The organism is Microbacterium psychrotolerans (assembly GCF_031085295.1).
Taxonomy (GTDB): domain Bacteria; phylum Actinomycetota; class Actinomycetes; order Actinomycetales; family Microbacteriaceae; genus Microbacterium; species Microbacterium psychrotolerans.
The window spans coordinates 782679-807799 of sequence record NZ_JAVFWO010000003.1 but is presented as its reverse complement, the minus strand read 5'-3'; the positions used below and the strand labels follow the sequence as shown (position 1 = coordinate 807799).

Here is a 25121-nt window from a genome sequence, read left to right as displayed (position 1 = left end):
ATGAGCTGGCTCGACGATCTCGACGACGACGATGACGAGTCGGAGTTCGACGAAGCCGACATCCGTGTACGGCCGAACCCCAAGGCGAACCGGCCGCGCACCAAGCGGCGGCCCGCGCACAGCGACGCCCAGATCGCCCGCGTGCTCGGTGTGGATCGCGGCCGCTACACGGTGCTGCTCGACGAAGACCTGCCCGACGAGCGCACCGTGCTGGGAGTGCGAGCCCGCGAGCTGCGCAAGACGCCGATCGTCACCGGCGACCGCGCTCGCGTGGTGGGCGACGCCTCGGGCGACGACGGCACCCTCGCCCGCATCGTCGGCATCGAAGAGCGCACGTCGCTGCTGCGGCGCAGCGCCGACGACACCGACCAGGTCGAGCGGATCGTCGTCGCCAACGCCGACCAGATGCTCGTGGTCGTGGCGGCGGCCGATCCGGAGCCGCGACCGCGGCTCGTCGACCGCTACCTCGTGGCGGCGCTGGATGCAGGCATCCGTCCCCTTCTCGTCGTGACGAAGACGGACCTGGCCGACCCGGCCGAGTTCCTGGCGCATTTCGAGGGCCTCGACCTCATGGTGTTCACGAGCGGGCGCGACGAGATGCCGCTCGAGCGGATCGGCGCCGCCCTCGAGGGGCACTCGACGGTGTTCGTGGGACACTCCGGCGTCGGCAAGTCGACACTCGTCAACGCCCTCGTGCCCGACGCCCGGCGCGCAACGGGCCACGTCAACGTCGTCACCGGGCGCGGGCGTCACACCTCGAGCTCGACGGTGTCGCTGCGCTACCGAGGCGCGGGCGGCAACGGCTGGGTCATCGACACGCCGGGCGTCCGCTCGTTCGGCCTCGGCCACGTCGATCCCGCGAACATCCTCCGAGCGTTCACGGACCTCGCCGAGGTCGCCGAGGAGTGCCCGCGCGGCTGCACGCACCTGCCGGACGCCCCGGACTGCGCGATCGTCGAGGCCGTCGAGGCGGGGAGGCTCGGACCCGGCGGGCCTGCGCGCCTCGACTCGCTGCAGCGGCTGCTCGAGACCTTCGCCGACAAGTCGCACAAGTCCGGCGCCTGAGCGCCCGCGACCGGTTCCCGCGCGTCTCCGGGACGTCCTCGTCCGCTCGGCCGAGGACCGCCCCGCCTAGAGTGGAACGGTGACCACGACGCGCCTCGAACCCGGATCCGCCGCCCCCGACTTCACCCTCGTCGATCAGGACGACAAGGCCGTGACGCTCAAGGACCTGCGCGGCGGACGCGTGATCCTCTTCTTCTATCCCGAGGCGATGACGCCGGGCTGCACCAAGGAGGCGTGCGACTTCCGCGACAGCCTGGCACCGCTGCAGGCGGCGGGATACACGATCCTCGGCATCTCGCGCGACGCGCCCGAGAAGCTCCGCCGGTTCCGCGAACGCGACGGCCTCACGTACGACCTCCTGAGCGATCCTGACCACAAGGTGCACGAGGCGTACGCCGTGTGGGGCGAGAAGGTGAACTACGGCAAGACGTTCATGGGCGTGATCCGCTCCACGTTCGTGGTGGACGAGGAGGGCCGCATCTCTGACGCCCTGTACAACGTTCGCGCCACCGGGCACGTCGCACGCCTGCGCACCCTGCTGGGCGCCTAGTCGGTCGCGCCGGCTGCGGGTCGGTCACGCCGGGTGCGGGTCGGTCACGCCGGGTGCGGGTGGGGCCACACCGGGTGGCCTCGACTCGCCACGGTGGATTCAGCGGGATGCGGTGCCGCGCGCCTCGTCGTCGGCGCTGCCGTCCTGGCGGCGGGCCGCACGACCGGCGTCACGCACGGCCAGTACGAGCAGCACGAGCGTGACGAGGGCCGGGACGGCCAGCGCCAGGGCGATCGACGGGTCGGCGAAGGACCCCGTGGCCGCGCCGAACGCGACCGCGAGGATCAGAAGCTGGGTGACGATGCCGCCCGACCGGCCCCACGACTGGCCGCGCCAGATGGCGACCGAGAACGCCACCACGGCCGCAGCGCCCACGAGCGTCAGCACCGCCAGCGCGATCGCACTCTCGATGGACCCGGTGTCGCCCGCCGCGATTGCGAGCACCTCACGCACCATCAGCGCTGCCAGGCCGACTCCCTCGAGCCCCACCAGCACCGCCGCGATCCTTCCGGACAGGTTTGTCCGCATTCTCCGTCGACTCCCTCTCGCACGACCAGGGGTTTTGTGCGAACTCTCCACACCACAGGGGGAACACTCAGCAAGTCCTACACAAACCCGCCGATCAACCCTTGATTCAGGTAAACCGCTATGGGACGATTGGTGAAGCCGTGTGCTCCCACAGCGACGTGGGGCGAGTCAATCTCGCACATCCCACAGGGTATCGGACCCGAACCGACCCAAAACCCCATCCCCTCTGTTGCAAGGAGCACCACCATGGACTGGCGCGACAAGGCCGCCTGCCTGACCGTCGACCCCGAACTGTTCTTCCCCGTGGGGAACACTGGACCGGCCGTCGATCAGATCGAGAAGGCCAAGTCGGTCTGTGCGCGTTGCACAGTGACCGAGATCTGCCTCCAGTACGCCCTCGAGACCGGACAGGACTCGGGCGTGTGGGGAGGCCTCTCCGAGGACGAGCGCCGCGCGCTCAAGCGCCGCGCCGCCCGCGCCCGACGCGCGTCCTGACCTGGATCGTCGAGAGAGCGGATGCCCCCCTCGGGGCATCCGCTCTTCTTCGGTCACCGCTCGGCGTCCGAGAAAGCCGCCGCGTACCGGCATCCTCCGGGGGTCAGCTCTTGGCGCGCTCGATGTAGCGCAGCGGGATGTCGATCGTGACCTCGGTACCGCTGCCCATGATCGTGTGCCAGTCGATCGTGCCGCCGAGCTCGCCCTGGATGAGGGTGCGCACGATCTGCGTGCCGAGACCGCGGCCGACCTGACCCTCGGGCAGGCCAGACCCCGTGTCGCGGACCCGCACCTCGAGGCGATCGTCGCCGCGCTCGGCGATGATCTCGACGTCGCCCTCCTGGCCGGCCAGCCCGTGCTCGACCGCGTTCGTGACGAGCTCGGTGAGCGCGAGGGCGAGCGGCGTCGCGTACTCGCTCGGAAGCGTGCCGAAGCGGCCCGTCGAGTGCGTGCGCGCCCGCGTGTTGGGAGCCGCGGCGACTTCGGCGACCAGCTTCAGGACGCGGGCGAAGACCTCGTCGAAATCGACGTTCTGCGCGAGGCCCTCCGACAGCGTGTCGTGCACGACCGCGATGGCAGACACGCGCCGCATGGCCTGCGTCAGCGCCTCGCGCGCCTCTTCGGTGTGCGAGCGGCGGGCTTGGATGCGCAGCAGCGAGGCCACGGTCTGCAGGTTGTTCTTGACGCGGTGGTGGATCTCGCGGATCGTCGCGTCCTTGGTGATGAGCTCCTGCTCCTGGTGGCGGATCTCGGTCACATCGCGGCACAGCACGATGGCGCCGATCCGCGTGCCCTTGTCGCGAAGCGGGATCGTGCGCAGCGACACCGTGACGCCCCGCGCCTCGAGGTCGGCGCGCCAGGGCGCGCGCCCGGTCACCACGACGGGAAGGGACTCGTCGAACTGGCGCTTCGTCGGCAGGATGCCGGTCACCACCTCGACGAGGGACTCCCCCTCGAGTTCGTCGTCGAAGCCGAGGCGATTGAACGCCGAGAGCGCGTTGGGGCTCGCGAAGGTCGTGATGCCGTCGACATCGAGCCGGATGAGGCCGTCGGACGCGCGTGGTGCGCCCCGGCGCGGCGAGGTGGGCGCGGCGAGGTCGGGGAAGTCGCCGGACGCGATCATGCCGAACAGGTCGTCGGCGCAGTCGTTGAAGGTGATCTGCTGGCGCGACGGGATACGCGCCTCCCCCAGATTCGTGTGCCGGGTCAGCACGCCGATCACCGTGACCGCCGTGCCGGCCTTGCGCGAGACAGGCACCGCGCGCACGCGTGTCGGCGTCTCTTCGAACCAGTCGGGCGACGCCGAGTCGACGATCCCGCCGGTGTGGAACGCCTCACGCACCTGCGTGCGCCACTGCGGCCGCACCCGGTCGCCGACGATGTCGCGGTAGAACAGCGTCGCGGCACCGCCCGGTCGCGTGTGGGCGACCGCGACGAACGAGTCATCGGATGTCGGCACCCACAGCACGATGTCGGCGAACGCCAGGTCGGCGAGGAGCTGACCATCCCCCGCGAGACGGTGCAGCCACTCCACGTCCTCTTCACTGGAGCGGCCCTGGGCGTAGACGAGATCGCTGAGGGTCGACACCCGTCTAGCCTAGGGCGCTGAGCTCACGCGGCCGGCGCACCGAGCCTGGCGGCCTCGTCGGCCGCCGCTCGTGCGGCTCGGCGGCCGCGCCCTGTCCCGAGGGCACGCCGTCGGCCGGTGGCCGCGCGCTGCGGCTCAGGTGCGGGCACGACCGCCTCGCCGACGAACCGGCGCAGCGCCAGCGTGAGCGGAGAGCGCGGCGCGACCTCGGCGATGGGAAAGGACGCGAGGATCGCGGCATCCGTCGACCTCGGGTCCTGCGGGAGGAACCACACATCCTCGATACCGCCGAACCGATCGAGGGTGCGTCGCACCTGCCCGCGGGCATCGATGCCGAGGGTGCCGGGGCGCAGGCGGTTCGCGACGACGGCCACCGGCGTCGCCCCGATGGTCGCGCGCAGGTCGGCGTGCCCGCGGAGGAAGCGGGCGATGCCGACGGGGTCGGCGGCGACCACGGCGACGACGAGGTCCGCGCTCCGCAGCGCGGCGAGGGTGGCGGCGTTGCGCCGCGGACCGTCGAGGTCGCTCACGATCTCCTCGTCGCGCTCGAGCGACGACGCGACGTCGACGACGGTGTAGTCGGCCCATTCGCGGCAGGCGGCGAGCGCGGCGACGACGCGCCGATCGCTCAGCTCGGGCCAGCGCGACGGGCGGTTGATGCCGGTGAGCACGTCGACGCCGGTGCGGCCGAGCGGCACCGAGATGCGGGTGAGCTCGCGGACGTCGAGTCCGCCGAGCTCGGCCTGCCGGCAGGCGGCGGCGAAGCCAGGCCCCTCGTCGGCGAGGCCGAGGGTGAGAGCGAGGGACGGAGCATGCGTGTCGGCGTCGACCAGTCCCACGTGCCGGCCGCCGCGCGCGAGTTCGACAGCCAGCTCGGTGGCGACGGTGGAACGTCCGGGCGCCCCGGCCGGCCCCCAGACAGCGATCACTTTCGCCTGCGGGCGCGATTCTCGCGGCGCAGCCGTCGCGGTCGCGGGGCCGGACGAGAGCGCCTCGGCGATGCGCCACGGCTCGGTGTGCCGGCTCAGCGGAGCCTCCAGCCCGCACGCCGCGGCCACGCGCTCCCCCGCCGCGTCCTCGACGAGCGGCATGACACGCGTCCCCGCCCGATCGCACAGCGCGACCACGGTGGGCGACATCGTGGCGTGCGACACCGAGACGACCAGGGCGTCGGCGTCAGCGAGTGCCCGCAGCAGCGCTTCGGCATCGGCGCCCAGCATCCCGTCCGCCGCGGCGAGTGCGGGAGTGGCGGCCGCGACCTCGGCGATGACGTCGATCCCCTCGCGACGCAGTCCCTCGACGAGGAGCCCGGCGTCGTCGACGGCGACCACGACCCTCACGAGCCGGTGCCCGTCGTCGGCACGATCGACAGTGCGGACTCGTCCGCCATGGCGGCCAGCGTCGCCGCGACATCGGCGCGTGGGATGACGAGCTCGAGAGCAGCGGCCCCGCCGCCGATCATCGAGTCGTCGCGCGTGACGGAGACGACGGTGGCATCGGCGACGAGGATGCGCGGCTCGTCGTACGCGCCCTGCTCCAGGAGCGGGGCGGACCACAGTTCGACGACGGTACCCGCCTCGACCGAGGCCGGCACGTCGACGGCACTGCGGACGACGACGCTCGTGGTGCGCGCGGCGGCCGGGTCGCCCACGGACGCCGCCGCGGGCACGAGTTCACCCGCCTCGATCGTGCGGGTCGCGACCTGCGTCCCCTCCAGGTCCTCCGCAGTGAGATAGGTGCCCGCCAGCGACCCGAGGGCGACGTCGACGACCCTGAGGTCGCCGGTGCCGATCGCCTCGCCGGGCACGATCGTGTGCGCCGCGGCGTACACGGGCACGGTCTGCCGTGCGGCCGAGACGACCAGCCAGACGCCGGCGACGGATGCCGCCACGAGCAGCACACCGAGGAAGAACCGCGCATCGCCCCAGAAGGCTCGTCGCGGGGTGCGGACAGGGTCGCTGTGGGCCGTCATGGCACCCATCGTCGCCGACTCGGCGCAACGACGTCGGGCGTTATCCACAGGGCTCTCGGGCCCCGGCCCGCACCCGGGAGGCGGGTCCATAATGGGGGCATGTCCGATGACCCGACGTCGAACGTGCGTCTGCTCGCCCCTGCCCAGGTGGGCGAGGTGCTCGGCGTCACCGTCGACGAGGTCATGGCGCTCGTGCACGAGGGACGGCTGCGCGGTCTGCGGGTGGGCTCCCCGGCGCGCTGGCGCGTGGACGCGGCGAGCATCGATGAGTACCTCGACGACCAGGCCGAGGAGGCACGGCGGATGGCGCTCTGGCGGCAGTCGCAGACGGCCAGCTTCCCCGAGTTGTGGGGCAGCGGCATCGTCCGCCGACCGGACTGAACCCGGCGATCGGTAGGGACTCCCCACCCTTCGCGCCTGCCGATGAGCGCGGGCCCCGGATCAGGGCAGCGCGCGCCACGAACGCACGGGCTCAGGACGCACGCACGGGCTCAGGGCAGCGCGGGCGCCTCGTCGGCGCGCAGCCAGGCGATCGCGACGAACGGCACCAGGCGGTAGCCCGCGACGGCGTCGGCGCGCCGGGGCGCACCCGGCTCGTGCAGCGCGAGGTCCAGGTGATCCGCGCCCGCGCGATCGATCGTGCCGGTGAGCACGCGTCCCGAGACGAGGTGCACCGCGACCCCGGCCCGGCGGCGCACGAGGTCGCGCAGCACGAACCCGAAGGTGAGGCGGTCGGCGAGCGGCGATCGCGTCGGCGCGGGGCGGGCGGTGCGCAGCAGGTCGGCGTGCGGCATCCCGATCGAGGAGATGGCCGCGAACGGCACGATCACCGCGCCGCGCGGACCCTCGGCGAGTGCCAGCGAGACCCAGTCGGCGCCCACGCCGGTGACGCCGGCGCGCACGGTGGCACCATCGGCCAGGTCGAACGACGCGACCACCGGGGCGGCGGGATCGCGTGCCGTCAGCTGGGTCAGCCGCTCCGCCAGCTGGACCCGCGACAGCCGCAGGCGCTCGGCCTCGGTGTCGAGCGCGGCCCGTTCCGCCTCCCATTCGGAGGCGAGCTGATCCTCGAGGTCGTCGAAGAAGCGGTCCCAGCGCACTCAGTGAGAGTAGGGCACCACAGGCGTTCTGCCCGCGAGTTATCCACAGGCGGGTCGGTTCGATTTTCCTGTGAGTTCGCCGTGTGTTCTACTGTCCGGAAGACATCCCCCTGTCGAGATAGGCACCCATGGCAACGACGCCCGCGGGCACCGCCCGCGCACCACACGCGTTCCGCAGCACGCAGCTCGCAGAGTTCTTCGCGCCGCAGCGGACGCCTTCCACCGCGCTCCCACTTCCGGAACCGTTCCTGCGCAACCTCACGCTCGGCGTGCTCGAGGTCTTCGCCGGAGTCCGTGAGGTCGATCAGCTGGCCCGCTGGCTCACCGAAGACGCCTACCGCAAACTCGTCACGCGCGCGAACCTCGCGACGCGCGCCCGCAGCGCACGCGGCGTCGCGGCGAAGCGGCCGGTGCACACGATCCTCTCCGTGCACGAGTCGTCGCCCGCCGACGGCATCGTCGAAGCGGTCGTGGTCGTCCGCGGTCCCGCGCGCACGCGCGCGCTCGCGGTGCGCATCGAGGGCATGGACGGGCGCTGGCGCGCCACCTCCCTCGCGCTCCTCTGAGACGCAGGCGCTCCGAGCCGCGCCCCGACGGGGCGCACCCGACGGCGGAGCCGGTCCCGACGATGCGGCCGGCCCCGTCAGTCCTTCTCGCCCTTGTCGTCCTTGTCGATGAGGTCGAGCAGCGCCCGCAACGCGTCGCGGATCTCGTAGTGGTCGTGCTGGCCGGCCCGGCTCTCCGCCGAGATCACCCCCGACCGGTGCACTCGTGTGAAGTCGCCGAACGGGAAGGAGTACGCCTGTTTCGTCTCCCCGTCCTCCCGCCGGTCGACGCCGAGATGCCAGTGGGAGTACTCGGTCCAGCCTTCGCGCTCGATGAACGAGTTCTCCTCATCGGCGGTGGGGGCCGCTTCCGACCAGTCGTCGCGTTCATCGCGCACGACCTTGCCGTCCCGGATGAGCGCTCGCGCGTGGCGCAGCGCCGGCTGGTTCAGTTCGATGGACATGTCGCGACGCTACGTCGCGTGCTGCCCGCCGGCGAGGGTCTTGACGGATGCCGTGGCCGGCGGCACCCTACGCCTCACTGCTTGTACGACGACAGGAAGTTGCCGAGGCGCTCGATCGCCTCCGAGAGCACGCGGGCCTCCGGCAGCGTGACGATGCGCAGGTGGTCGGGAGTCGGCCAGTTGAAACCCGTCCCCTGGACCAGGAGCACGTGCTCGGCGACGAGGAAGTCGTAGACGAGCTTGGCGTCGTCACGGATCTCGTACACGTCGGGGTCGAGCCGCGGGAAGGCGTAGAGGGCGCCCTTCGGCTTGGAGCACGTCACGCCGGGGATGCGCTCGAGGCCCTCCCATGCGGCATCCCGCTGCTCGTGAAGCCGGCCCTCGGGGGCGATGAGCGCATCGATCGACTGCACCCCCGACAGCGCCGCCTGTACCGCGTGCTGCGCAGGCACGTTGGGGCACAGGCGCGTCGACGCGAGCAGCTGGATGCCCTCGAGGAAGCCCGCCGCGTGGCGCTTGGGCCCGGTGATCACCAGCCAGCCCGACCGGTAGCCCGCGACCCGATAGGTCTTGGACAGGCCGTTGAAGGTGAGGCAGAGCAGGTCGGGCGCGAGCGTCGCGAGGGGGATGTGCTGGGCGTCGTCGAAGAGGATGCGGTCGTAGATCTCGTCGGACAGCAGCAGCAGCGAGTTCTCGCGCGCGATCTCGACGATGCCCTGGAGCACCTCACGCGTGTACACCGCGCCCGTCGGGTTGTTGGGGTTGATGACGACGATCGCCTTGGTGCGGGGCGTCACCTTCGCGCGGATGTCTTCGAGGTCCGGCTGCCAGTCGTCGTCGGGGTCGCAGCGGTAGTGGACCGGGGTGCCGCCCGCGAGGCTCGTCATGGCGGTCCACAGCGGATAGTCCGGCGCCGGGATGAGGACCTCGTCGCCCTCGTCGAGCAGCGCCTGCATCGTCATCGTGATCAGCTCGGAGACGCCGTTGCCGAGGTAGACGTCGTCGGGGTCGAACTGCGGGAAGCCGGGCACCTGCTCGTAGCGCGACACCACGGCGCGTCGCGCCGACATGATGCCCTTGCTGTCGCTGTAGCCGTGCGCGTGCGGGACCGCCTCGATCATGTCGCGGACGATCTGGAACGGCGCCTCGAAGCCGAACACCGCGGGGTTGCCCGTGTTCAGCTTGAGGATCGTGTATCCCTCGTCCTCCAGCCGGTCTGCCTCGGCCAGCGCCTGCCCACGGATCTCGTAGAGAACGTTCTGGAGCTTGCTCGACTGGTCGAGGGTACGGAGGGGACTCATCGCTTCAGGATATCCGCGGCCGGCGGAGGCCAATGGACTCCGCGTGGCCCGGCCGGCTCGGCCGCCGGGACCGTGATCGAGATCAGGCGTTCGGGCGGGCGCAGGAGGATCCGCGTGAGGTCGTCCTGCGTGCGCCGGAACACCTGTTCCGGGCGAGCGGATGCCGCGGCCCGGCGCTCACCCCGGGCCGCGACGCCGCTACTTCTTGCGCTGCTCGGCGGCGCGGCGCTGGGCGCGGTTGAGCGGAGCCTGCTGCGCGGCCGGGGCCTCGCCGTCCGTGCGCTGGCCGAAGGCGCCGCGCTGCTGCTCGGCCGCGGGCTGCGCCTGAGGCTGGGCGGGAGCGGCGGCAGCGGCAGCGGCCGCCTGACGCAGACGGGTCGCCGCCTGCTGCACCTGTCCGCGGTCGTTGCGCACCTCGACCTCGCCGGCGTCGTTCGCCGCGGTGTACTGCAGGCGCTGGCCCTCGACCGGCTGGGCGCCCAGGCCCTTGGCCTCGACCTGCGTGACCTGCTCGGCTCCGGCTTCGCCCTGACGGCGCACCTCGACCTCGAGGTTGTAGAGGTAGCCGACCGACTCCTCCTTGATCTGCCCCATCATCGCCTGGAACATCTGGTAGCCCTCGCGCTGGTACTCGATGAGCGGGTCGCGCTGGGCCATGGCACGCAGGCCGATGCCGTCCTTGAGGTAGTCCATCTCGTACAGGTGGTCGCGCCAGCGGCGGTCGAGCACCTGCAGCACCACGCGGCGCTCGAGCTCGCGCGTCGCGGCCTCGCCGAGCGTGGTCTGGCGCGTCTCGTACGCGATGCGGGCGTCGGAGAGGATCTCGCGCTTGAGGCCCTCCGCAGTGATGCCGCCCTTGCGACCCGCAGCCTCGGCCACGACCTCGTCGATCGTGACACCGACCGGGTAGAGCGTCTTCAGCTCGGTCCACAGGGCGTCGAAGTCCCAGTTCTCGCTGTGCCCCGACCCGGTGTGGTCGTCGATCACGGTGTTGATGGCGTCTTCGATGAAGTGCTGCACGCGGTCGGCGATGTCGTCGCCCTGCAGGATGTGGCGGCGGTCGGAGTAGATCGCCTCGCGCTGCCGGTTGAGGACGTCGTCGTACTTGAGGACGTTCTTGCGGATCTCGGCGTTGCGCGCCTCGACCTGGCTCTGCGCCGACTTGATCGCACGCGTGACCATGCCCGACTCGATCGCGACGTCGTCGGGGAAGTTGGTGCGCGCGATGATGGCCTCTGCGGCACCGGACTGGAACAGCCGCATCAGGTCGTCGGTCAGCGACAGGTAGAAGCGGCTCTCACCGGGGTCGCCCTGACGGCCCGAGCGACCGCGCAGCTGATTGTCGATGCGGCGGGACTCGTGGCGCTCCGTACCGAGCACGTACAGGCCGCCCGCCTCGACGACCTTGGTGGCCTCCGACGCGACATGGTCGCGGGTCGCCTCGTAGACCGAGCCCCACGCGGCCTCGTACTCCTCGGGCGTCTCCTCCGGGTCGAGCCCCTGGGCCTTGAGCTCCTGCACCGCGAGGAACTCGGCGTTTCCGCCGAGCATGATGTCGGTGCCGCGGCCGGCCATGTTCGTGGCCACCGTGACGGCGCCCAGGCGCCCGGCGCGGGCGACGATCTCGGCCTCACGGGCGTGGTTCTTGGCGTTCAGGACCTCGTGCTTGATGCCCTTCTTCGCGAGCAGGCGAGACAGGTACTCGCTCTTCTCGACGCTGACGGTGCCCACGAGCACCGGCTGGCCTGACTCGTGGCGCTGCGCGATGTCTTCGACGACCTGGGCGAACTTCGCCGTCTCGTTCTTATAGACGAGGTCGGGCTGGTCCTTGCGGATCATCGGCTTGTTCGTCGGGATCGGCACGACGCCGAGCTGGTAGGTCGACATGAACTCGGCCGCCTCGGTCTCGGCGGTACCCGTCATGCCGGCGAGCTTGTCGTAGAGGCGGAAGTAGTTCTGCAGGGTCACGGTGGCGAGAGTCTGGTTCTCAGCCTTGACCGGCACCGACTCCTTGGCCTCGATCGCCTGGTGGATGCCCTCGTTGTAGCGGCGGCCGACCAGGATGCGGCCGGTGTGCTCGTCGACGATCATGACCTCGTCGTTCATCACGACGTAGTCGGTGTCGCGCTTGAAGAGCGCGAGGGCCTTGATGGAGTTGTTGAGGAACGAGATCAGCGGGGTGTTCGCCGACTCGTACAGGTTGTCGATGCCGAGGTAGTCCTCGACCTTCTCGATGCCGGGCTCGAGCACGCCGATGGTGCGCTTCTTCTCGTCGACCTCGTAGTCGACACCCGGCTCGAGCGTTTTGGCGATCTTCGCGAACTCGACGAACCAGCGGTTCGCCTCCCCCGACGAGGGCCCCGAGATGATCAGCGGCGTGCGGGCCTCGTCGATGAGGATCGAGTCGACCTCGTCGACGATCGCGTAGAAGTGACCCCGCTGCACGAGGTCCTCCTTGCGCCACGCCATGTTGTCGCGCAGGTAGTCGAAGCCGAACTCGTTGTTCGTGCCGTACGTGATGTCGGCGTTGTACTGCTCTCGGCGCACCTCGGGCGTCTGCCCGGCGACGATCGTGCCGGTGGTCATGCCGAGCGCGCGATAGATGCGACCCATCAGCTCGGACTGGTACGACGCCAGGTAGTCGTTGACCGTGACGACGTGGACGCCTTCGCCGGCGATGGCGTTGAGGTAGACGGGGAAGGCGCCGGTGAGCGTCTTGCCCTCACCGGTCTTCATCTCGGCGATGTTGCCGAGGTGGAGGGCTGCGCCGCCCATGATCTGCACGTCGTACGCGCGCTGGCCGAGGGTGCGCTTGGCCGCCTCGCGCACCGCGGCGAACGCCTCGGGCATGAGCTGGTCGAGAGTCTCGCCTGCCTGATAGCGCGCGCGCAGTTCGGCGGTCTCGCCCCGGAGCTCTTCGTCGGTGAGGTGCTCGTAGTCCTCCTCCAGGGCGCCGACGGCCTTCACGACCTGCTGGAGCCGCCGGAGGATGCGACCCTCACCGGCGCGAAGCAGTTTCTCGAGGGGGTTGGCCACGGAGTGTCTCCATCTTCAGGCTTTCGGGTGCGGCTGCGACGCCGCCGGTGCCGCCCGGGCGCATGGCCCCAGGCATACCTGCCTATGTTATCCACCCGTGACCTTGGTGTGCGCTGGGTGTGGAAGCGCACTCACCGCCGCGGCGCGCCGGTCGCGGCATCCGTGTTCTGCATTCCCGGTATGCATATACTCGGTGACTACATACTCGGTATGCCCCGATGAGAGGTGCGGAATGGTTGTCTGGCGGCGGTGGGTCTTCCCGATCCTGATGGTGGTCATCCTCGGTGCGGCGGCGGCCGCGCTGGTCAAGATCGCGTTCTTCCCGGATCAGGCCCCCGCTGCCGCATTAGAGCCCAGCGCGCAGATCGCCGACCCCACGGTGGTCGTCGACAAGGGTGAGGTCGTCAACGCGTTGACCCTTACGGGGACGATCGCGAGGGATGCCGCATACCCGGTCCGCTCGACCGTCGACGGTGTCGTCACCTCGGTCGACGTGGGCGAGGGGCAGACCGTCGCAGCGGGCCAGAAGCTCTTCACGATCAAGCAGAACGACCCTGTGAAGAACATCGACGTCGTCGCGCCCGAGGCCGGTGAGGTGACCGAGATCGCCGTGGTGAAGGGACAGCCGGCATCGATCGGCGGCGAGCTCGTGACGCTCACCCCCGCGCGCTACCACGTGCAGGCGACGGTCGACCCGGTGCAGCTGTACCGGCTGCAGGGCGCGCCCAGCGAGGCGTCGGTGACCATCCAGGGCGGCCCCGCGCCGTTCACGTGCACCGGTCTCAAGGTCGAAGTCGCAGAGGACGGCACCACGACCGTCACGTGCGCGGTTCCGACCGACCAGACCGTGTTCGCCGGCCTCCAGGCCGAGCTCGACGTCGACCTGGGCACCGTGTCGGATGTGCTGGTCGTGCCCACGACAGCCGTCAAGGGCGGAGCCGGCACCGGTGTCGTCTGGGTGTCTGCCGGCACCGGCGATCTCGAGGAGCGCGACGTGACCCTCGGTGTCAGCGACGGGAAGCTGGTCGAGGTGACCGGCGGCCTCGAGGCGGGCGAGCAGGTGCGTCAGTATGTCCCGGGCGTCGCGGCCGGCGACGAGGAGACCTGCTACGACGACGGCATGGGCGGCCAGTACTGCGAGCCGGCGGGGTGGAACTGGTGAGCCTCGTCCGACTCGAAGGGGTCGCGAAGCACGTCATCCTGCCCGACGACTCGCGCCTGGACATCCTGCGCGACATCGAACTCGACATCCCCGCCGGCGACCACGTCGCGATCGTGGGGCGCAGCGGCTCGGGCAAGTCGACACTGCTGAACCTCATGGGCATGCTCGATCGGCCGTCCGAGGGCGCGGTGTGGTTCCGTGGTGAGCTGGTGCGGCGTATGCGGCGCAGCAAGCTCGACAAGCTGCGCGGTCGCAACGTCGGCTTCGTCTTCCAGCAGTTCAACCTGCTGTCCGGGCGCACTGCCTTGGAGAACGTGGAGATGCCCCTCGGGTACGCGTCGGGCCGCGCGTTCTGGACCCGCCGCCGCGCCGCCACCGCGATGCTCGAACGCGTCGGGCTCGGCCACCGCACCGACTCGACCCCCGAGCAGCTCTCGGGCGGCGAGCAGCAGCGCGTCGCGATCGCCCGTGCGCTGGTGCGGCGGCCGGCGCTCATCCTCGCCGACGAGCCAACGGGCGCGCTCGACGTCGAGACCGGGGGCAGCGTCATGGCGCTGCTCGATGAGATCGCCTCCGAGGCCGACGCCGCGCTGGTCACCATCACGCACGACCTGCACGTCGCCGCCCGGGCGCGTCGCCACTTCCGTCTCGAGGGCGGCGTGCTGACGCCGTTCGAGCTGTCTGCTCCGGCGGCGGGCGCTGCGGCCGCGGCCGCGTACGAGCGGATCGACATCGCTCCAGAGCTCGCCGAGAGCGTGGGCGAGCCGCGTTCCGACGGAGCGGGCGAGGCCGCGGCCGACCGGATCGAGGTCGCCTCGTGAGCGGGTTCATCGGCGCCATCGGCGAGGCGTGGTCCGAGCTGCGTCACCACAAGCTGCGCGTGCTGCTGAGCCTCATCGGCATCGCTGTGTCGGTGGGTGCGCTCACCGCTGTGGTCGCGCTCAGCGAGTATCAGCAGCAGCAGATGGCGGAGCAGTCCGACGTCAACGGCGGACGACCCGCCACCGTGTCGATCTCGGCCGCACGCACCGACGGCGCGCCCATGGACTGGGCGACGTTCGACGAGCGCGTCGCGCAGGTGTCGGAACGGTACTCGTTCACCTACCAGACCCGCCTGGTCAACACCGCAACCGCCGACGTGCAGACACCCGAGCAGGTGCGGTCGGTGTCGGCATGGCTGGTCGATCCTGCGTATCCCGTCATCCACCGCACCCCCCTGCTCGAAGGCCGCTGGTTCGAGGACTCCGACGCCGAGCTGCTCGCGCCGCCCATCGTGATAACCGAGGCGCTGTGGGACGTGTACGGCCGACCCGCGCTCGGCAACGGCTTCGCGCTCCAGCTGCAGGGCGACCTGGGCGGCTCGTACACGGTCGTCGGCGTGACGCCGAGGCAGTACGACGGCGACACCGAGAAGCGCGTGGTCATGCTGTTCGACTCGTACCAGTCGCGTGTCGAGCAGCTGCCGGCCGACACGCAGGTGATGTGGGAGGTGTGGATGCCGGAGGCCAAGGTCTCCGACATCGGCCCGCTGCTCGCCGCCGACCTCCGCGCGGGCCTCGACAAGTCCGTCGACGTCATCGTGTCGCGCACCGACTGGGCGTCGCGCCCGGAGATGAAGAACTCGAGCGCGATGTTCGAGCTCGTCACCGGCGCGATCGCGGGCCTCGTGCTGCTGCTCGGTGGTCTCGGGCTCGTCAACATCCAGCTCGTCGCGATGCGCCAGCGCATCCGCGAGATCGGCGTGCGCCGCAGCTTCGGCGCGACCGGCAGCCGCATCTTCTCGTCGGTGATGCTCGAGTCCGTCGTCGCGACGGCGGTCGCGGGCGTCTTCGGCATCGCCATCGCCGTCGCCGTCTTGAAGGCCCCGTTCGTGCTCGACATGTTCCAGGGGATGCACGACGTCCCGCCGTTCCCGATGCGCGCGGCCATCACCGGCCTCGTCGCCGCGGTGGCGATCGGCGCGCTCGCCGGGTTCATCCCTGCCCTCGTCGCAGTGCGCTCGAACGTCATCGACGCACTGCGCTTCTGACGCGAATCCGTACCTCCCACCCGAAGGAGTTCCCGTGTCCGTCCGACAGAGTCTGCTCGCCATCCTCGATCAAGGTCCCTGCTACGGCTACCAGCTGCGCGCCGAGTTCGACCGCCGCACCGGCTCCACCTGGCCGCTCAACGTCGGCCAGATCTACAACACGCTCGACCGCCTCGAACGTGACGGCCTCGTCGAGAAGGGAGACGTCGACGAGCACGGCCATGTGTACTGGCAGATCACGGATGCCGGAGCCGCCGAGGCGCACGCCTGGCTGAGCTCGCCGGTCCAGCGCAGCCAGGGCACCCGCGACGAGCTGGCGATCAAGCTGGCCGTCGCCGCGACGCTCCCCGGCGTCGACGTGTCGGACATCATCCAGACGCAGCGCCGCGCGTCGCTCACCCAGCTGCAGGAGCTCAATCGGGCCAAGTACGCGGGTGCGAACCCCGACGGCCCGGAGGAGCTCGCCTGGTCGCTCGTCGTCGACTCGATGATCTTCGCCGCCGAGGCCGAGGTGCGCTGGCTCGACCACTCCGAGCAGCGCCTGGCGCTGCATCCCGATCACGCGATGGCGCTGCAGCTGTCGACGGAGAAGCCCAAGCGCGGCCGCCCCGCGAAGGAGTCGCCGGTCGAGCCCGTCGAGACGGCGCGATGACCGACGCGGTGCTGCGGCTCATCGGGGTGACGCAGCAGTACGGCACGGGTGCCACCGCCGTCTCGGCGCTCTCCGGCGTCGACCTCGAGGTGCGCCGCGGCGAACTGGTCGCGGTGATGGGACCGTCAGGGTCGGGCAAGTCCACGCTGCTGGCGATCTCAGGTGGGCTGGCGATCCCCACGACGGGCGAAGTCGTCGTGGAAGGCGCCTACCTCAGTGAGCAGTCGCCGAAGCAGCTGGCACGCCTGCGGCGACGGTCGCTCGGTTTCGTGTTCCAGGACTTCAATCTGATCCCGACGCTCACGGCGCTCGAGAACGTGACCCTGCCACTGGAGCTCGACGGGTTCCGCGCCCGGGTCGCCCGTCGCGCCGGGCGCGACGCGCTCGCGTCGGTCGGCCTGGAGGCCAAGGCGGACTCGTATCCCGACGACCTGTCGGGCGGCCAGCAGCAGCGTGTCGCCATCGCGCGGGCCGTCGTGGGCGGGCGGCGTCTGATCCTCGCGGACGAGCCGACCGGCGCGCTCGACTCGGTGACCGGCGAGCTGGTGCTCAAGATGCTTCGCGCGCGCGTGGATGCCGGAGCCGCCGGCATCCTGGTCACCCACGAAGCCCGCCATGCCGCCTTCGCCGACCGCATCGTGTTCCTCCGCGACGGCCGGATCATCGACGAGTCGCGCCGCGCGGGCGCCGAGTCCCTGCTCGCCGGGGACCTGCGGTGAGCTTGCCGCACTCGGGCGGCGCAGCACGTCACGAGCGGAGGAGATGCGACGAGTGGAGGACGGATCGACGCCGATCCCTCCTCCTTTCCTCACATCTCCTCCGCTCCTGTCGGGCGGAGGCGCGATGACTGAGTTTCTCGAGGCGTCGATCGACGAGAGCGTGGAGCCGGATGCCGCTGCCCGGCGTGCGCGCGGGAGCGGAGGGTCTCGGTGGCGCGTCGCGGTGCGACTGGCTCATCGCCAGGTGCGCCGCACCACGCTGTCGAGCCTGCTGATCGTGACGCTCGTGGCGCTTCCGATCGCGGCGATGACCGCCTACGGCATCTTCGCCGCGAGCAGTCTCGGCACGCCGGAAGACAGAGTGCGTGCAGAGCTGGGTGAGATGCAGGCGTGGATCGCCCCCGTCGGCGTACCTGGTGAGGGGTTCTGGCAAGCGCCTACGCAGCCGCAGTGGACGGGCTATCCGCCGGGCGATGACGGCATCTGGGAGCTGCCCGACGGCGTGATCGGCGACGATCCCATCGCGGCGCTGCCGGCCGGCACCGAGACGATCCTGCTGACCAGCGCCGACGCGCGCGTCGAGACGCGCGACGGCGTGCGTCTCGTCGCGGCGTGGACGGGCGACGCCTGGGACCCGCGCTTCTCAGGTGCGTTCGACATCGTCGACGGCGAGCGCCCGACCAGCACGACCCAGGCGATGGTCACTCCGGCGACTCTCGAACGGCTCGATGTCCGTATCGGCGGAGATCTGACGCTCGCCGACGGCGCGGGCACGTTCGAGATCGTCGGAACGCTGGATGCCGCGACCCTGCCCGACGCCGCCGAGGCGGTGTTCCTGCCGAGCACCGCCGAACTGCGTGGCGTGATCGGCGGCGAGCGCCGGTGGTACCTGCCAGAGCTCGTCCTGTCGTGGGAGGGCGTGCAGGCGCTCAACGAAGACGGCATCGTCGCGTACTCGCGCGCAGTGGTCCTCGATCCGCCGACCGCGCTGCGCGAAGAGGTGCGCGGCTCGGTGCTCGACGAGTGGGCAAGCGTCTGGCCGATCGTGCTCGTGATCTCGGCGGGCGGACTCTTCGCCGCCTATGTCGTGGTCATGCTCGCCGGCGCCGCGTTCGCGGTGACGGCACGCCGTCAGCAGAGGTCGCTCGCCGTCGCCGCGAGCGTCGGAGCGAATCGCGGCGATCTGTCGCGGATCGTCCTCCTCCAGGGCACGACGCTCGGCGCACTCGGCGGCGTCACCGGCCTCATCCTCGGCGTCGGGACAGCCGCTCTCGTCGTCGCGCTCACCGCGGACGGGAGCGCCACGCAGTACTGGGGCTTCCATGTGCCCTGGCCGGGGCTCGCCGCCATCTTCGTGTTCGCGGCCGTGGTGGGCACCGTCGCAGCCCTGGTCCCGGCCCGCACCGTCGCGAGGACCGACGTCCTCCACGCGCTGAGCGGCGCTCGGCGCCCGCAGAAGCCCGGAGTGGTGCGGCCTGTGTGGGGATCCGTGGTGCTGCTCGTCGGTGTCGCGATGACGATCACGTGCGCCGTCGTGGTCGCCGCGGTGAACGTCTCCGATCTGCCGGGCGACTCCCCGCTGAGATACCTCCCCGCGCTCGGCATCGTCGTCGGCCCGATCCTCACCCAGGTGGGCATCCTCATGTCGGGCCGCTGGCTCCTGTGGACGACGTCCCGCTTCCTCTCCCGCGTCGGGCTCGCGGCCAGGATCGCGTCGCGGGATGCCGCGGCCAACGCGGGCCGCACGGTGCCGGCGTTCGCGGCCATCGCCGCGACCGTGTTCATCGGGGTGTTCGCGGTCGGACAGTCCTCGATGCAGACGGCTCAGAATGCGCGCACCTGGTACTACGCCGCGCCGCCCGGGAGTCTCTCGATCAGCATCTGGCCGGGTGCCGGCAGCACGACGGGGGTGGTAGACCTCGTCGCGGCGGAGAGCGGCAGGGCGGCCGCGGTGGACGTCGCGGAGGGTGCGGGCGCCACCGAGCTCGCCGTCGTCGCGCGGCAGCAGCCGAGTCAGTGGAGCTTCGGCTCGCCCGAGGAGGTGCCGGACGAGCTCACCCTCGCGATCGCGCTGCTTCCTCCGCAGCACCTGCTCGATCCTGAGCGGGACGACAGCTTCACCTCGAACGGCCAGGATCCCGACAATCCGCTGTCGGTGGTGGAACCCGACGATCTGGAGACGGCGCTCGGCATCACGCTGACGCCGGGCCAGCGTGCCGCCTACCGCGACGGTGCGGCGATCGTCGCGGACCGCCGCTTCGTCACCGACGGCGAGATCTCGATCGCGGCATGGTCAGGCGGCGACCTGATCGATGGGATGCCGAGCAACGTCTGGATCCCGTGGTCCGACCAGCGAATCGCCGACCCGGCGTGGAAGGAGCAGGTCGACGCGATCGTCGTCGACGCGCCCCGGCAGCCGACCGCGATCGCGATCGCCCCGGCCACGGCGGATCGGCTCGGCATCGTCGCCGTCCCCGAACGTGTGATCGCCTCGCTCGAGGTGCCCCTGTCGACGCAGGAGCGCGATCGCCTGCAGGCTCAGGTCGAGCTTGCGAGCGGTGAGGACTTCACCCTCGCGCAGACGGTCGAGACGGGGCCACCGAGCGACGCCGCCTGGATCGTCCCCCTGCTGTCGGTCGTGACCGTCCTCGTGCTGGGGGCGAGCGCCGTCGCCCTGGGGTTGGCCCGCTTCGAACGGCGGCCCGACGACGCGACGCTCGCCGCCGTCGGCGGCACGCCGGTGCTGCGCCGGAGCATCGGATTCTGGCAGGGACTCATCATCGCGGGCTTCGGCACGATGGCGGGCGCAATCGCCGGCATCCTTCCGCCCATCGGCTTCTCGATCCAGTCGCAGGGCACGCTTCTGCTCGCCGACATCCCCTGGCAGGTATTGGGCCTCTTCTGTCTCGGCCTGCCGCTCGCGATCGCACTCGTCAACTGGCTGGTTCCACCGCGGCGTCCCGACCTCACGCGCCGCACCGCGATCACGTGACGGGACTCATCCCGCGTTGGTACGGAGCCGGCGGATGCCGCGTCGTAGACGAGCGGCCCCGCATCCTCAGGCGACGCCGAGCGGCAGCGTCCTGTCGTCTCCCAGGCGGGTCCCGCTACGCTTAACTGTGCACACAGACGCCGATCAGATCGAAGTCGAGGCTCAGACCGAGCCCGCAGCGATGACCTTCTCCGACCTCGGGCTCAGCCAGCCCGTCCTCAAGGCGCTGAAGGGCATCGGCTACGAGACGCCTTCGGCGATCCAGGCGGCGACCATCCCGACGCTGCTCGGCGGGCGCGATGTCGTGGGCATGGCGCAGACCGGAACGGGCAAGACCGCCGCGTTCGCGCTGCCGATCATCGACCGGCTCGACCTGTCGCAGAAGACCCCTCAGGCGCTCGTGCTCGCACCCACGCGTGAGCTCGCGTTGCAGGTCTGCGAGGCGTTCGAGAAGTACGCCGGCCACCTGAAGGACGTGCACGTCCTCCCCGTCTACGGCGGCCAGGGCTACGGCGTCCAGCTGTCCGCTCTCCGACGCGGCGTGCACATCGTCGTCGGAACGCCGGGCCGCATCATCGACCACCTCGAGAAGGGCACTCTCGACCTCTCTGCCCTGCAGTACCTGGTCCTCGATGAGGCCGACGAGATGCTGAAGATGGGCTTCGCCGAGGACGTCGAGACCATCCTCGCGGAGACTCCCGCCACCAAGCAGGTCGCCCTGTTCTCTGCGACCATGCCCGCTCAGATCCGGCGCATCGCGTCACAGTACCTTCGCGACCCCGAAGAGATCACGGTCAAGTCCAAGACCCAGACCTCGGCGAACATCTCGCAGCGCTACCTCATCACGGCGTGGCAGCAGAAGATGGACGCCCTCACGCGCATCCTCGAGGTCGAGAACTTCGACGGCATGATCGTCTTCGGCCGTACGCGCAGCGTCACCGAGGAGATCGCCGAGAAGCTCCGCGCACGCGGCTACTCCGCCGCCGCCATCAACGGCGACATCGCCCAGCCGCAGCGCGAGAAGACGGTCAACCAGCTGAAGTCGGGCAAGCTCGACATCCTGGTCGCGACCGACGTCGCCGCCCGTGGCCTCGACGTCGAGCGCGTCTCGCACGTCGTCAACTACGACATCCCGACGGATGCCGAGTCCTACGTCCACCGCATCGGCCGCACCGGTCGTGCCGGCCGCACCGGCGACGCCATCAGCTTCGTCACGCCGCGCGAGCGCGGCCTGGTCAAGATGATCGAGCGCGCCACCCGTCAGCAGCTCACCGAGATCCCGCTGCCGAGCGTCGACGAGGTCAACGTGACCCGCCTCTCGCGCTTCGACGACCGCATCACCGCCGCCCTCGGCGAGGCCGAGCGCATCGAGGCCTTCCGCGACATCGTGGCCCACTACGTGCGCAATCACGACGTGCCCGAGGCCGACGTGGCCGCCGCCCTCGCCGTGGTGGCGCAGGGCGACACGCCTCTTCTCCTGGAGCCCGACGCCGAGCCTTCGCCCACGCGTGAGCGCGCGGACCGCGGCGAACGGCCGGATCGTGGCGACCGTCCCGAGCGCGGCGAGCGCCGGGCCCCGCGTGAAGGCTTCGCGACGTACCGCATCGCCGTCGGCAAGCGCCAGCGCGTGGAGCCGCGTCAGATCGTGGGCGCACTGGCGAACGAGGGTGGCCTCCGCCGCGACGACTTCGGCGCGATCAAGATCATGCCGGACTTCTCGCTGGTCGAGCTTCCCGCGAACCTCTCGCGCGACGCCCTCGACCGGCTCGCCGACACCCGCATCTCGGGGCAGCTCATCGAGCTGCGCCCCGACAGCGGGCGCCCGCAGCGCCGGACGGACGGCGCCTCCCGCCCCCGCCGCGACGACCGCGCTTCGGGCGGTCGCGGCTACGGCGACTCGACCGCGCGCGGCTCGTACGACGACCGGCCGGCGCGCAAGCCGCGGCACAAGCGCTCCGACGGCTGAGACAGCGCTCCGCCGTACGTGACGGCGCGCCGGGCCTCACTCACCCGGCGCGCGGCCACGCTGTGCGCGAACATTCCTCACTGCGGCCCGCTCGCATCAGCTCGCTCTCAGCGGCCCCCGTAGGATCGATCCATGGCCGGATTCTGGGGCAGACGCAAGCGCGAGCAGGAAGAGCTGAACACGCAGGACGCCGATCTGGCGCGCCGCGCACAGCAGGCGCTGGTGGCAGCCGACGAGCGCCTGCGGCTCACCACTGACGAGCTCGCATTCGCCGACGCCGAACTCGGCGCCGGTCCGACCACGGAGCTGCGCGAGGCGGTGGAGTCGGTGCGCACGCACATGCAGGAGGCGTTCCACCTGCACCAGCTGAATCACGACGAGATCCCCGACACGCCTGAAGAGCTTCGCACCCGCAACGCGCGCATCGTGCAGCTGTGCGAGTGGGCCGAGGATCTGCTCGACGACCGCACCCAGGCGCTCGCGGCGGCGATCGAGCGGGCGCGTCGCGCTCCCGAGGTCATCGCGCGGGTGCGAGCGGATGCCGCTCGGCTCCGACTGCGCCTCCCCGACGCCCGTTCGACCGTCGACCGGCTGGCCGTCCGGTACTCGGCGCACGCTCTCTCGCAGATCGAGGCGAACCCCGCCGAGGCGGAGCAGCTGCTCGGGTTCGCCGAGCACAGCGCCGGCGTGGCCGAGCGCCGCCGCGAGGCCGGGCAGCGCGAGCAGGCGAACATGGCGCTCGAGGCATCGACCGAGTCGGTCCGTCGCGCCGAGACGCTGCTCGACGCGGTGGAGACCTTCGAGGTCGAGGCGCTGCGCGCCGAGTCCACGCTCGCCGCGATCGTCGAGGACTCGCGGGGCGACCTCGTGGTCGCCCTCCGAGAGCCCCAGTCCCCCGCCGTCACCGCCGCGATCGCCGAGCTGCAGGACGCTCTGGCCGCCCTCCCGGCCGCCGGCGTCAACACCGATCCGTTCGAGCAGCTCACGCGCCTGCGCGAGGCGAACGCCGGGCTGGATGCCGCGATCGCGGCGGCCCGGGAGCGCGCCGCCCGTCCGATCCCCCCGCTCGAGCACGTCCGGCACGCGATCGACGACGCCGACCGGCAGCTGGCCGTCTCCCGTGACGTCATCGCCGGCCACCGCGGTTGGATCGGCGCCGACGCGCGGACGCGCTTCGCCGAGGCCGAGCGCGTGCGCCTCGACCTCGACCGCTACCTCGGCGCGTCGGCTGCCGCGGTCACCACGATCGACGAGGACCACCGCGAGCAGGCGTTCGCCATGGCCCGCCGCGCCGCCTTCCTGGCGAGCGAGGCGCTGCAGCTCGCCCAGCGCGACATCGACGCCGCCCGACCGCAGCCCGAGCAGTGGGGCGGGCCGGGCTACGGCCAGCAGGGCGGCTGGGGCGGCGGTCGCCGCAGCGGCGGCAGCGACCTCATGGGCGGCATCCTCGGCGGCCTGGTGATCGGCAGCATCCTCGACGGCTTCATCGACTGACGGTCGCCCCGCCCGCTCCACCGGGCGCCGGTATCCGCTCGTGGTGAACGGCGGCGGAAGCGTGCGATGCTGCGATGGCAGGGCGCGGGAGTGCCTCACCCCCGCACCGCGCCGGCTCGAGGCATCCGCTCAGCCGGTCAGCGCGCACGGCCGCCCCGTTGTCAGATCCCGAGGACACGGAGCCCGTCCGCGACGATGCGGCCGTCGTGGATGACCGTGCGATCGACGCCCCGGTCCATCACCGCGCTCGCCGGTGTCTCGCCGTCCACGAGTACGAGATCGGCGCGGTCGCCGACGGCGACGCCGGGACGATCCCCCACTCCCGCGACCCTCGGAGATTGACGGCTCATGAGGGAGGCACCGCCCATCGTGGCGACCGCGAGCGCGAGTTCGATGTGGTCATCGCGGCGGAAGCCGTTGACGAACGCGAGCTGCCACGTGCGGTCGAGCATGTCGCAGTTGCCGTAGGGGCTCCAATAGTCGCGCTGGCCGTCCTCACCCAACCCGACCCGGACGCCGGCCTCGACCAGATCGATGAGCCGCAGGTGCCCCGTCGTCGATGGGGCGACCGTCGCCATCGCGACATCCAGTTCCGCGAACTCGTCGATGAGTCGGCGGCTCACCGCCTCCGACACCGAGCCGAGGTCGTAGGCGTGCGAGATCGTGACTTTTCCCTGCATGCCGAGCGCACGCGTGCGTTCGAGGATGAGCTCGGTGCTGAACACGCCGAGTGCGCCCGGCTCGTGCAGGTGGATGTCGACCTCGACCTGATACTTCTCCGCGAGCCCGAACACGATGTCCAGGTGCCGCGCCGGATCGCGGTCGAGCTGGCTCGGGTCGATGCCGCCCATGACATCGGCGCCCTGCTTGAGCGACTCCTCGAGGTACCCCACCGTGCCGGCCTCGCGGAGGATCCCCGCCTGCGGGAACGTCATGATCTGCACGTCGGCGTGGCCCCGGAACTTCTCCTTCGCCGCGAGGACGGAGTCGAACTTCTCGAGCTTGCAGTCGACATCGACCTGCGCATAGGAGCGGACGCGGGTCGTCCCCTTCGCGATCATCTGCTCGAGCGTGCCCGCCACGATCTCGGCATGCGGCACCTCGGTGTCGCGCCAGTTGTTCCGGTCGTTGAGCATCATCCCCCACACGCCGGGTGCGCCGGTGTGGGGACGGAACGGCAGCCCGATCCGGGACGAGTCCAGGTGCACGTGCACGTCGCTGAAAGACGGGAAGACCAGTCGTCCGCGCCCGTCCACGTCGTCCGCGCCCGGCGCCCGCGTCGCGTCGTGCGGTGCGATCGCGGCGATCCTCTCGCTCTCGATGTGGATGTCGGCGGCGTCGGCGCCCCAGGGGCGCACGTTGCGGATGATCACGAGGGTCCTTCCGGATGGGGATGCCGCCGCGCGGCGTGCCGGGACCGGAAGCACGCGCGGAGACAGATGAAGGGTGCGGCCGAGACGGCC

The 25121-nt window shown here is 71.0% G+C and carries 22 protein-coding genes; 13 read left to right on the top strand and 9 right to left on the bottom strand.

All coding sequences use genetic code 11. From position 1 onward, the window contains the following. A complete protein-coding gene (gene rsgA, locus Q9R08_RS12600; RefSeq protein ID WP_308868380.1) occupies nucleotides 1-1065 on the top strand; it encodes a ribosome small subunit-dependent GTPase A in 1065 nt (354 codons plus the stop codon). Between the two features lie 79 nt (nucleotides 1066-1144). After that, nucleotides 1145-1615 carry a thioredoxin-dependent thiol peroxidase gene (gene bcp / locus Q9R08_RS12595; protein ID WP_308868379.1) on the top strand — a complete coding sequence of 157 codons (471 nt, stop codon included), beginning with the start codon at nucleotides 1145-1147 and terminating at the stop codon, nucleotides 1613-1615. Between the two features lie 99 nt (nucleotides 1616-1714). Here bcp and Q9R08_RS12590 read toward each other — a convergent pair whose 3' ends face one another. Next, entirely contained in the window at nucleotides 1715-2110 is a 396-nt protein-coding gene (locus Q9R08_RS12590) for a histidine kinase (protein WP_308868377.1), read from the bottom strand. 279 nt (nucleotides 2111-2389) lie between these two features. Here Q9R08_RS12590 and Q9R08_RS12585 point away from each other — a divergent pair, with 279 nt between their 5' ends. Next, the gene (locus Q9R08_RS12585; protein ID WP_018171995.1) at nucleotides 2390-2638 is read left to right on the top strand and encodes a WhiB family transcriptional regulator; all 249 of its coding nucleotides are present in this window, start codon (nucleotides 2390-2392) and stop codon (nucleotides 2636-2638) included. 103 nt (nucleotides 2639-2741) lie between these two features. Here Q9R08_RS12585 and Q9R08_RS12580 read toward each other — a convergent pair whose 3' ends face one another. Genes Q9R08_RS12580 through Q9R08_RS12570 form a run of 3 tightly spaced genes read right to left on the bottom strand, consistent with a single transcriptional unit; the run spans nucleotide 2742 to nucleotide 6198 of the window. Continuing rightward, nucleotides 2742-4226, bottom strand: coding sequence for a sensor histidine kinase (locus Q9R08_RS12580; protein ID WP_308868373.1), 1485 nt, complete (start codon nucleotides 4224-4226; stop codon nucleotides 2742-2744). A gap of 23 nt (nucleotides 4227-4249) precedes the next feature. After that, complete coding sequence (locus Q9R08_RS12575) at nucleotides 4250-5557, bottom strand: CpaE/TadZ family protein (RefSeq protein ID WP_308868371.1); 1308 nt, start codon at nucleotides 5555-5557, stop codon at nucleotides 4250-4252. A gap of 5 nt (nucleotides 5558-5562) precedes the next feature. Continuing rightward, a complete protein-coding gene (locus Q9R08_RS12570; RefSeq protein WP_308868370.1) occupies nucleotides 5563-6198 on the bottom strand; it encodes an SAF domain-containing protein in 636 nt (211 codons plus the stop codon). 99 nt (nucleotides 6199-6297) lie between these two features. Between Q9R08_RS12570 and Q9R08_RS12565 the strand changes: the two genes are divergently transcribed. Continuing rightward, nucleotides 6298-6579: an excisionase family DNA-binding protein gene (locus tag Q9R08_RS12565; RefSeq protein WP_308868369.1), complete on the top strand. Its 282-nt coding sequence runs from the start codon at nucleotides 6298-6300 to the stop codon at nucleotides 6577-6579. A gap of 110 nt (nucleotides 6580-6689) precedes the next feature. On the opposite strand, the gene Q9R08_RS12560 is transcribed toward Q9R08_RS12565, so the two are convergent. After that, the gene (locus Q9R08_RS12560; RefSeq protein WP_308868368.1) at nucleotides 6690-7298 is read right to left on the bottom strand and encodes a hypothetical protein; all 609 of its coding nucleotides are present in this window, start codon (nucleotides 7296-7298) and stop codon (nucleotides 6690-6692) included. A 128-nt stretch (nucleotides 7299-7426) separates the two neighbouring features. Between Q9R08_RS12560 and Q9R08_RS12555 the strand changes: the two genes are divergently transcribed. Then, nucleotides 7427-7864: an Rv3235 family protein gene (locus Q9R08_RS12555; protein ID WP_308868367.1), complete on the top strand. Its 438-nt coding sequence runs from the start codon at nucleotides 7427-7429 to the stop codon at nucleotides 7862-7864. A gap of 77 nt (nucleotides 7865-7941) precedes the next feature. On the opposite strand, the gene Q9R08_RS12550 is transcribed toward Q9R08_RS12555, so the two are convergent. The 3 genes from Q9R08_RS12550 to secA all read right to left on the bottom strand — a co-directional run bounded on the left by Q9R08_RS12550 (nucleotide 7942) and on the right by secA (nucleotide 12644). Further along, on the bottom strand, nucleotides 7942-8307 hold the full coding sequence (locus tag Q9R08_RS12550) for a hypothetical protein (RefSeq protein WP_308868366.1): 366 nt from the start codon (nucleotides 8305-8307) through the stop codon (nucleotides 7942-7944). A 74-nt stretch (nucleotides 8308-8381) separates the two neighbouring features. After that, the gene (locus tag Q9R08_RS12545; RefSeq protein WP_308868365.1) at nucleotides 8382-9608 is read right to left on the bottom strand and encodes a pyridoxal phosphate-dependent aminotransferase; all 1227 of its coding nucleotides are present in this window, start codon (nucleotides 9606-9608) and stop codon (nucleotides 8382-8384) included. A gap of 198 nt (nucleotides 9609-9806) precedes the next feature. Then, nucleotides 9807-12644: a preprotein translocase subunit SecA gene (gene secA / locus Q9R08_RS12540; RefSeq protein WP_308868364.1), complete on the bottom strand. Its 2838-nt coding sequence runs from the start codon at nucleotides 12642-12644 to the stop codon at nucleotides 9807-9809. A 232-nt stretch (nucleotides 12645-12876) separates the two neighbouring features. On the opposite strand from secA, the gene Q9R08_RS12535 reads away from it, so the two are divergent. The 8 genes from Q9R08_RS12535 to Q9R08_RS12500 all read left to right on the top strand — a co-directional run bounded on the left by Q9R08_RS12535 (nucleotide 12877) and on the right by Q9R08_RS12500 (nucleotide 23658). After that, complete coding sequence (locus Q9R08_RS12535; protein WP_308868363.1) at nucleotides 12877-13806, top strand: efflux RND transporter periplasmic adaptor subunit; 930 nt, start codon at nucleotides 12877-12879, stop codon at nucleotides 13804-13806. Next, nucleotides 13803-14627, top strand: coding sequence for an ABC transporter ATP-binding protein (locus tag Q9R08_RS12530; RefSeq protein WP_308868362.1), 825 nt, complete (start codon nucleotides 13803-13805; stop codon nucleotides 14625-14627). The genes Q9R08_RS12535 and Q9R08_RS12530 overlap by 4 nt, the downstream gene beginning before the upstream one ends. Next, nucleotides 14624-15835, top strand: a complete 1212-nt coding sequence (locus Q9R08_RS12525) for an ABC transporter permease (protein WP_308868361.1) — start codon at nucleotides 14624-14626, stop codon at nucleotides 15833-15835. The genes Q9R08_RS12530 and Q9R08_RS12525 overlap by 4 nt, the downstream gene beginning before the upstream one ends. 34 nt (nucleotides 15836-15869) lie before the next feature. Then, on the top strand, nucleotides 15870-16487 hold the full coding sequence (locus Q9R08_RS12520; RefSeq protein ID WP_308868360.1) for a PadR family transcriptional regulator: 618 nt from the start codon (nucleotides 15870-15872) through the stop codon (nucleotides 16485-16487). Further along, a complete protein-coding gene (locus tag Q9R08_RS12515; protein ID WP_308868359.1) occupies nucleotides 16484-17206 on the top strand; it encodes an ABC transporter ATP-binding protein in 723 nt (240 codons plus the stop codon). The genes Q9R08_RS12520 and Q9R08_RS12515 overlap by 4 nt, the downstream gene beginning before the upstream one ends. 124 nt (nucleotides 17207-17330) lie before the next feature. After that, nucleotides 17331-20198 carry an ABC transporter permease gene (locus Q9R08_RS12510; protein WP_308868358.1) on the top strand — a complete coding sequence of 956 codons (2868 nt, stop codon included), beginning with the start codon at nucleotides 17331-17333 and terminating at the stop codon, nucleotides 20196-20198. A 181-nt stretch (nucleotides 20199-20379) separates the two neighbouring features. Next, nucleotides 20380-22164 carry a DEAD/DEAH box helicase gene (locus Q9R08_RS12505; RefSeq protein ID WP_308868499.1) on the top strand — a complete coding sequence of 595 codons (1785 nt, stop codon included), beginning with the start codon at nucleotides 20380-20382 and terminating at the stop codon, nucleotides 22162-22164. Nucleotides 22165-22296: 132 nt separating this feature from the next. Continuing rightward, entirely contained in the window at nucleotides 22297-23658 is a 1362-nt protein-coding gene (locus Q9R08_RS12500; protein ID WP_308868357.1) for a coiled-coil domain-containing protein, read from the top strand. 161 nt (nucleotides 23659-23819) lie between these two features. On the opposite strand, the gene Q9R08_RS12495 is transcribed toward Q9R08_RS12500, so the two are convergent. Then, entirely contained in the window at nucleotides 23820-25031 is a 1212-nt protein-coding gene (locus Q9R08_RS12495; protein ID WP_308868356.1) for an amidohydrolase family protein, read from the bottom strand. Nucleotides 25032-25121: the final 90 nt, after the last annotated feature.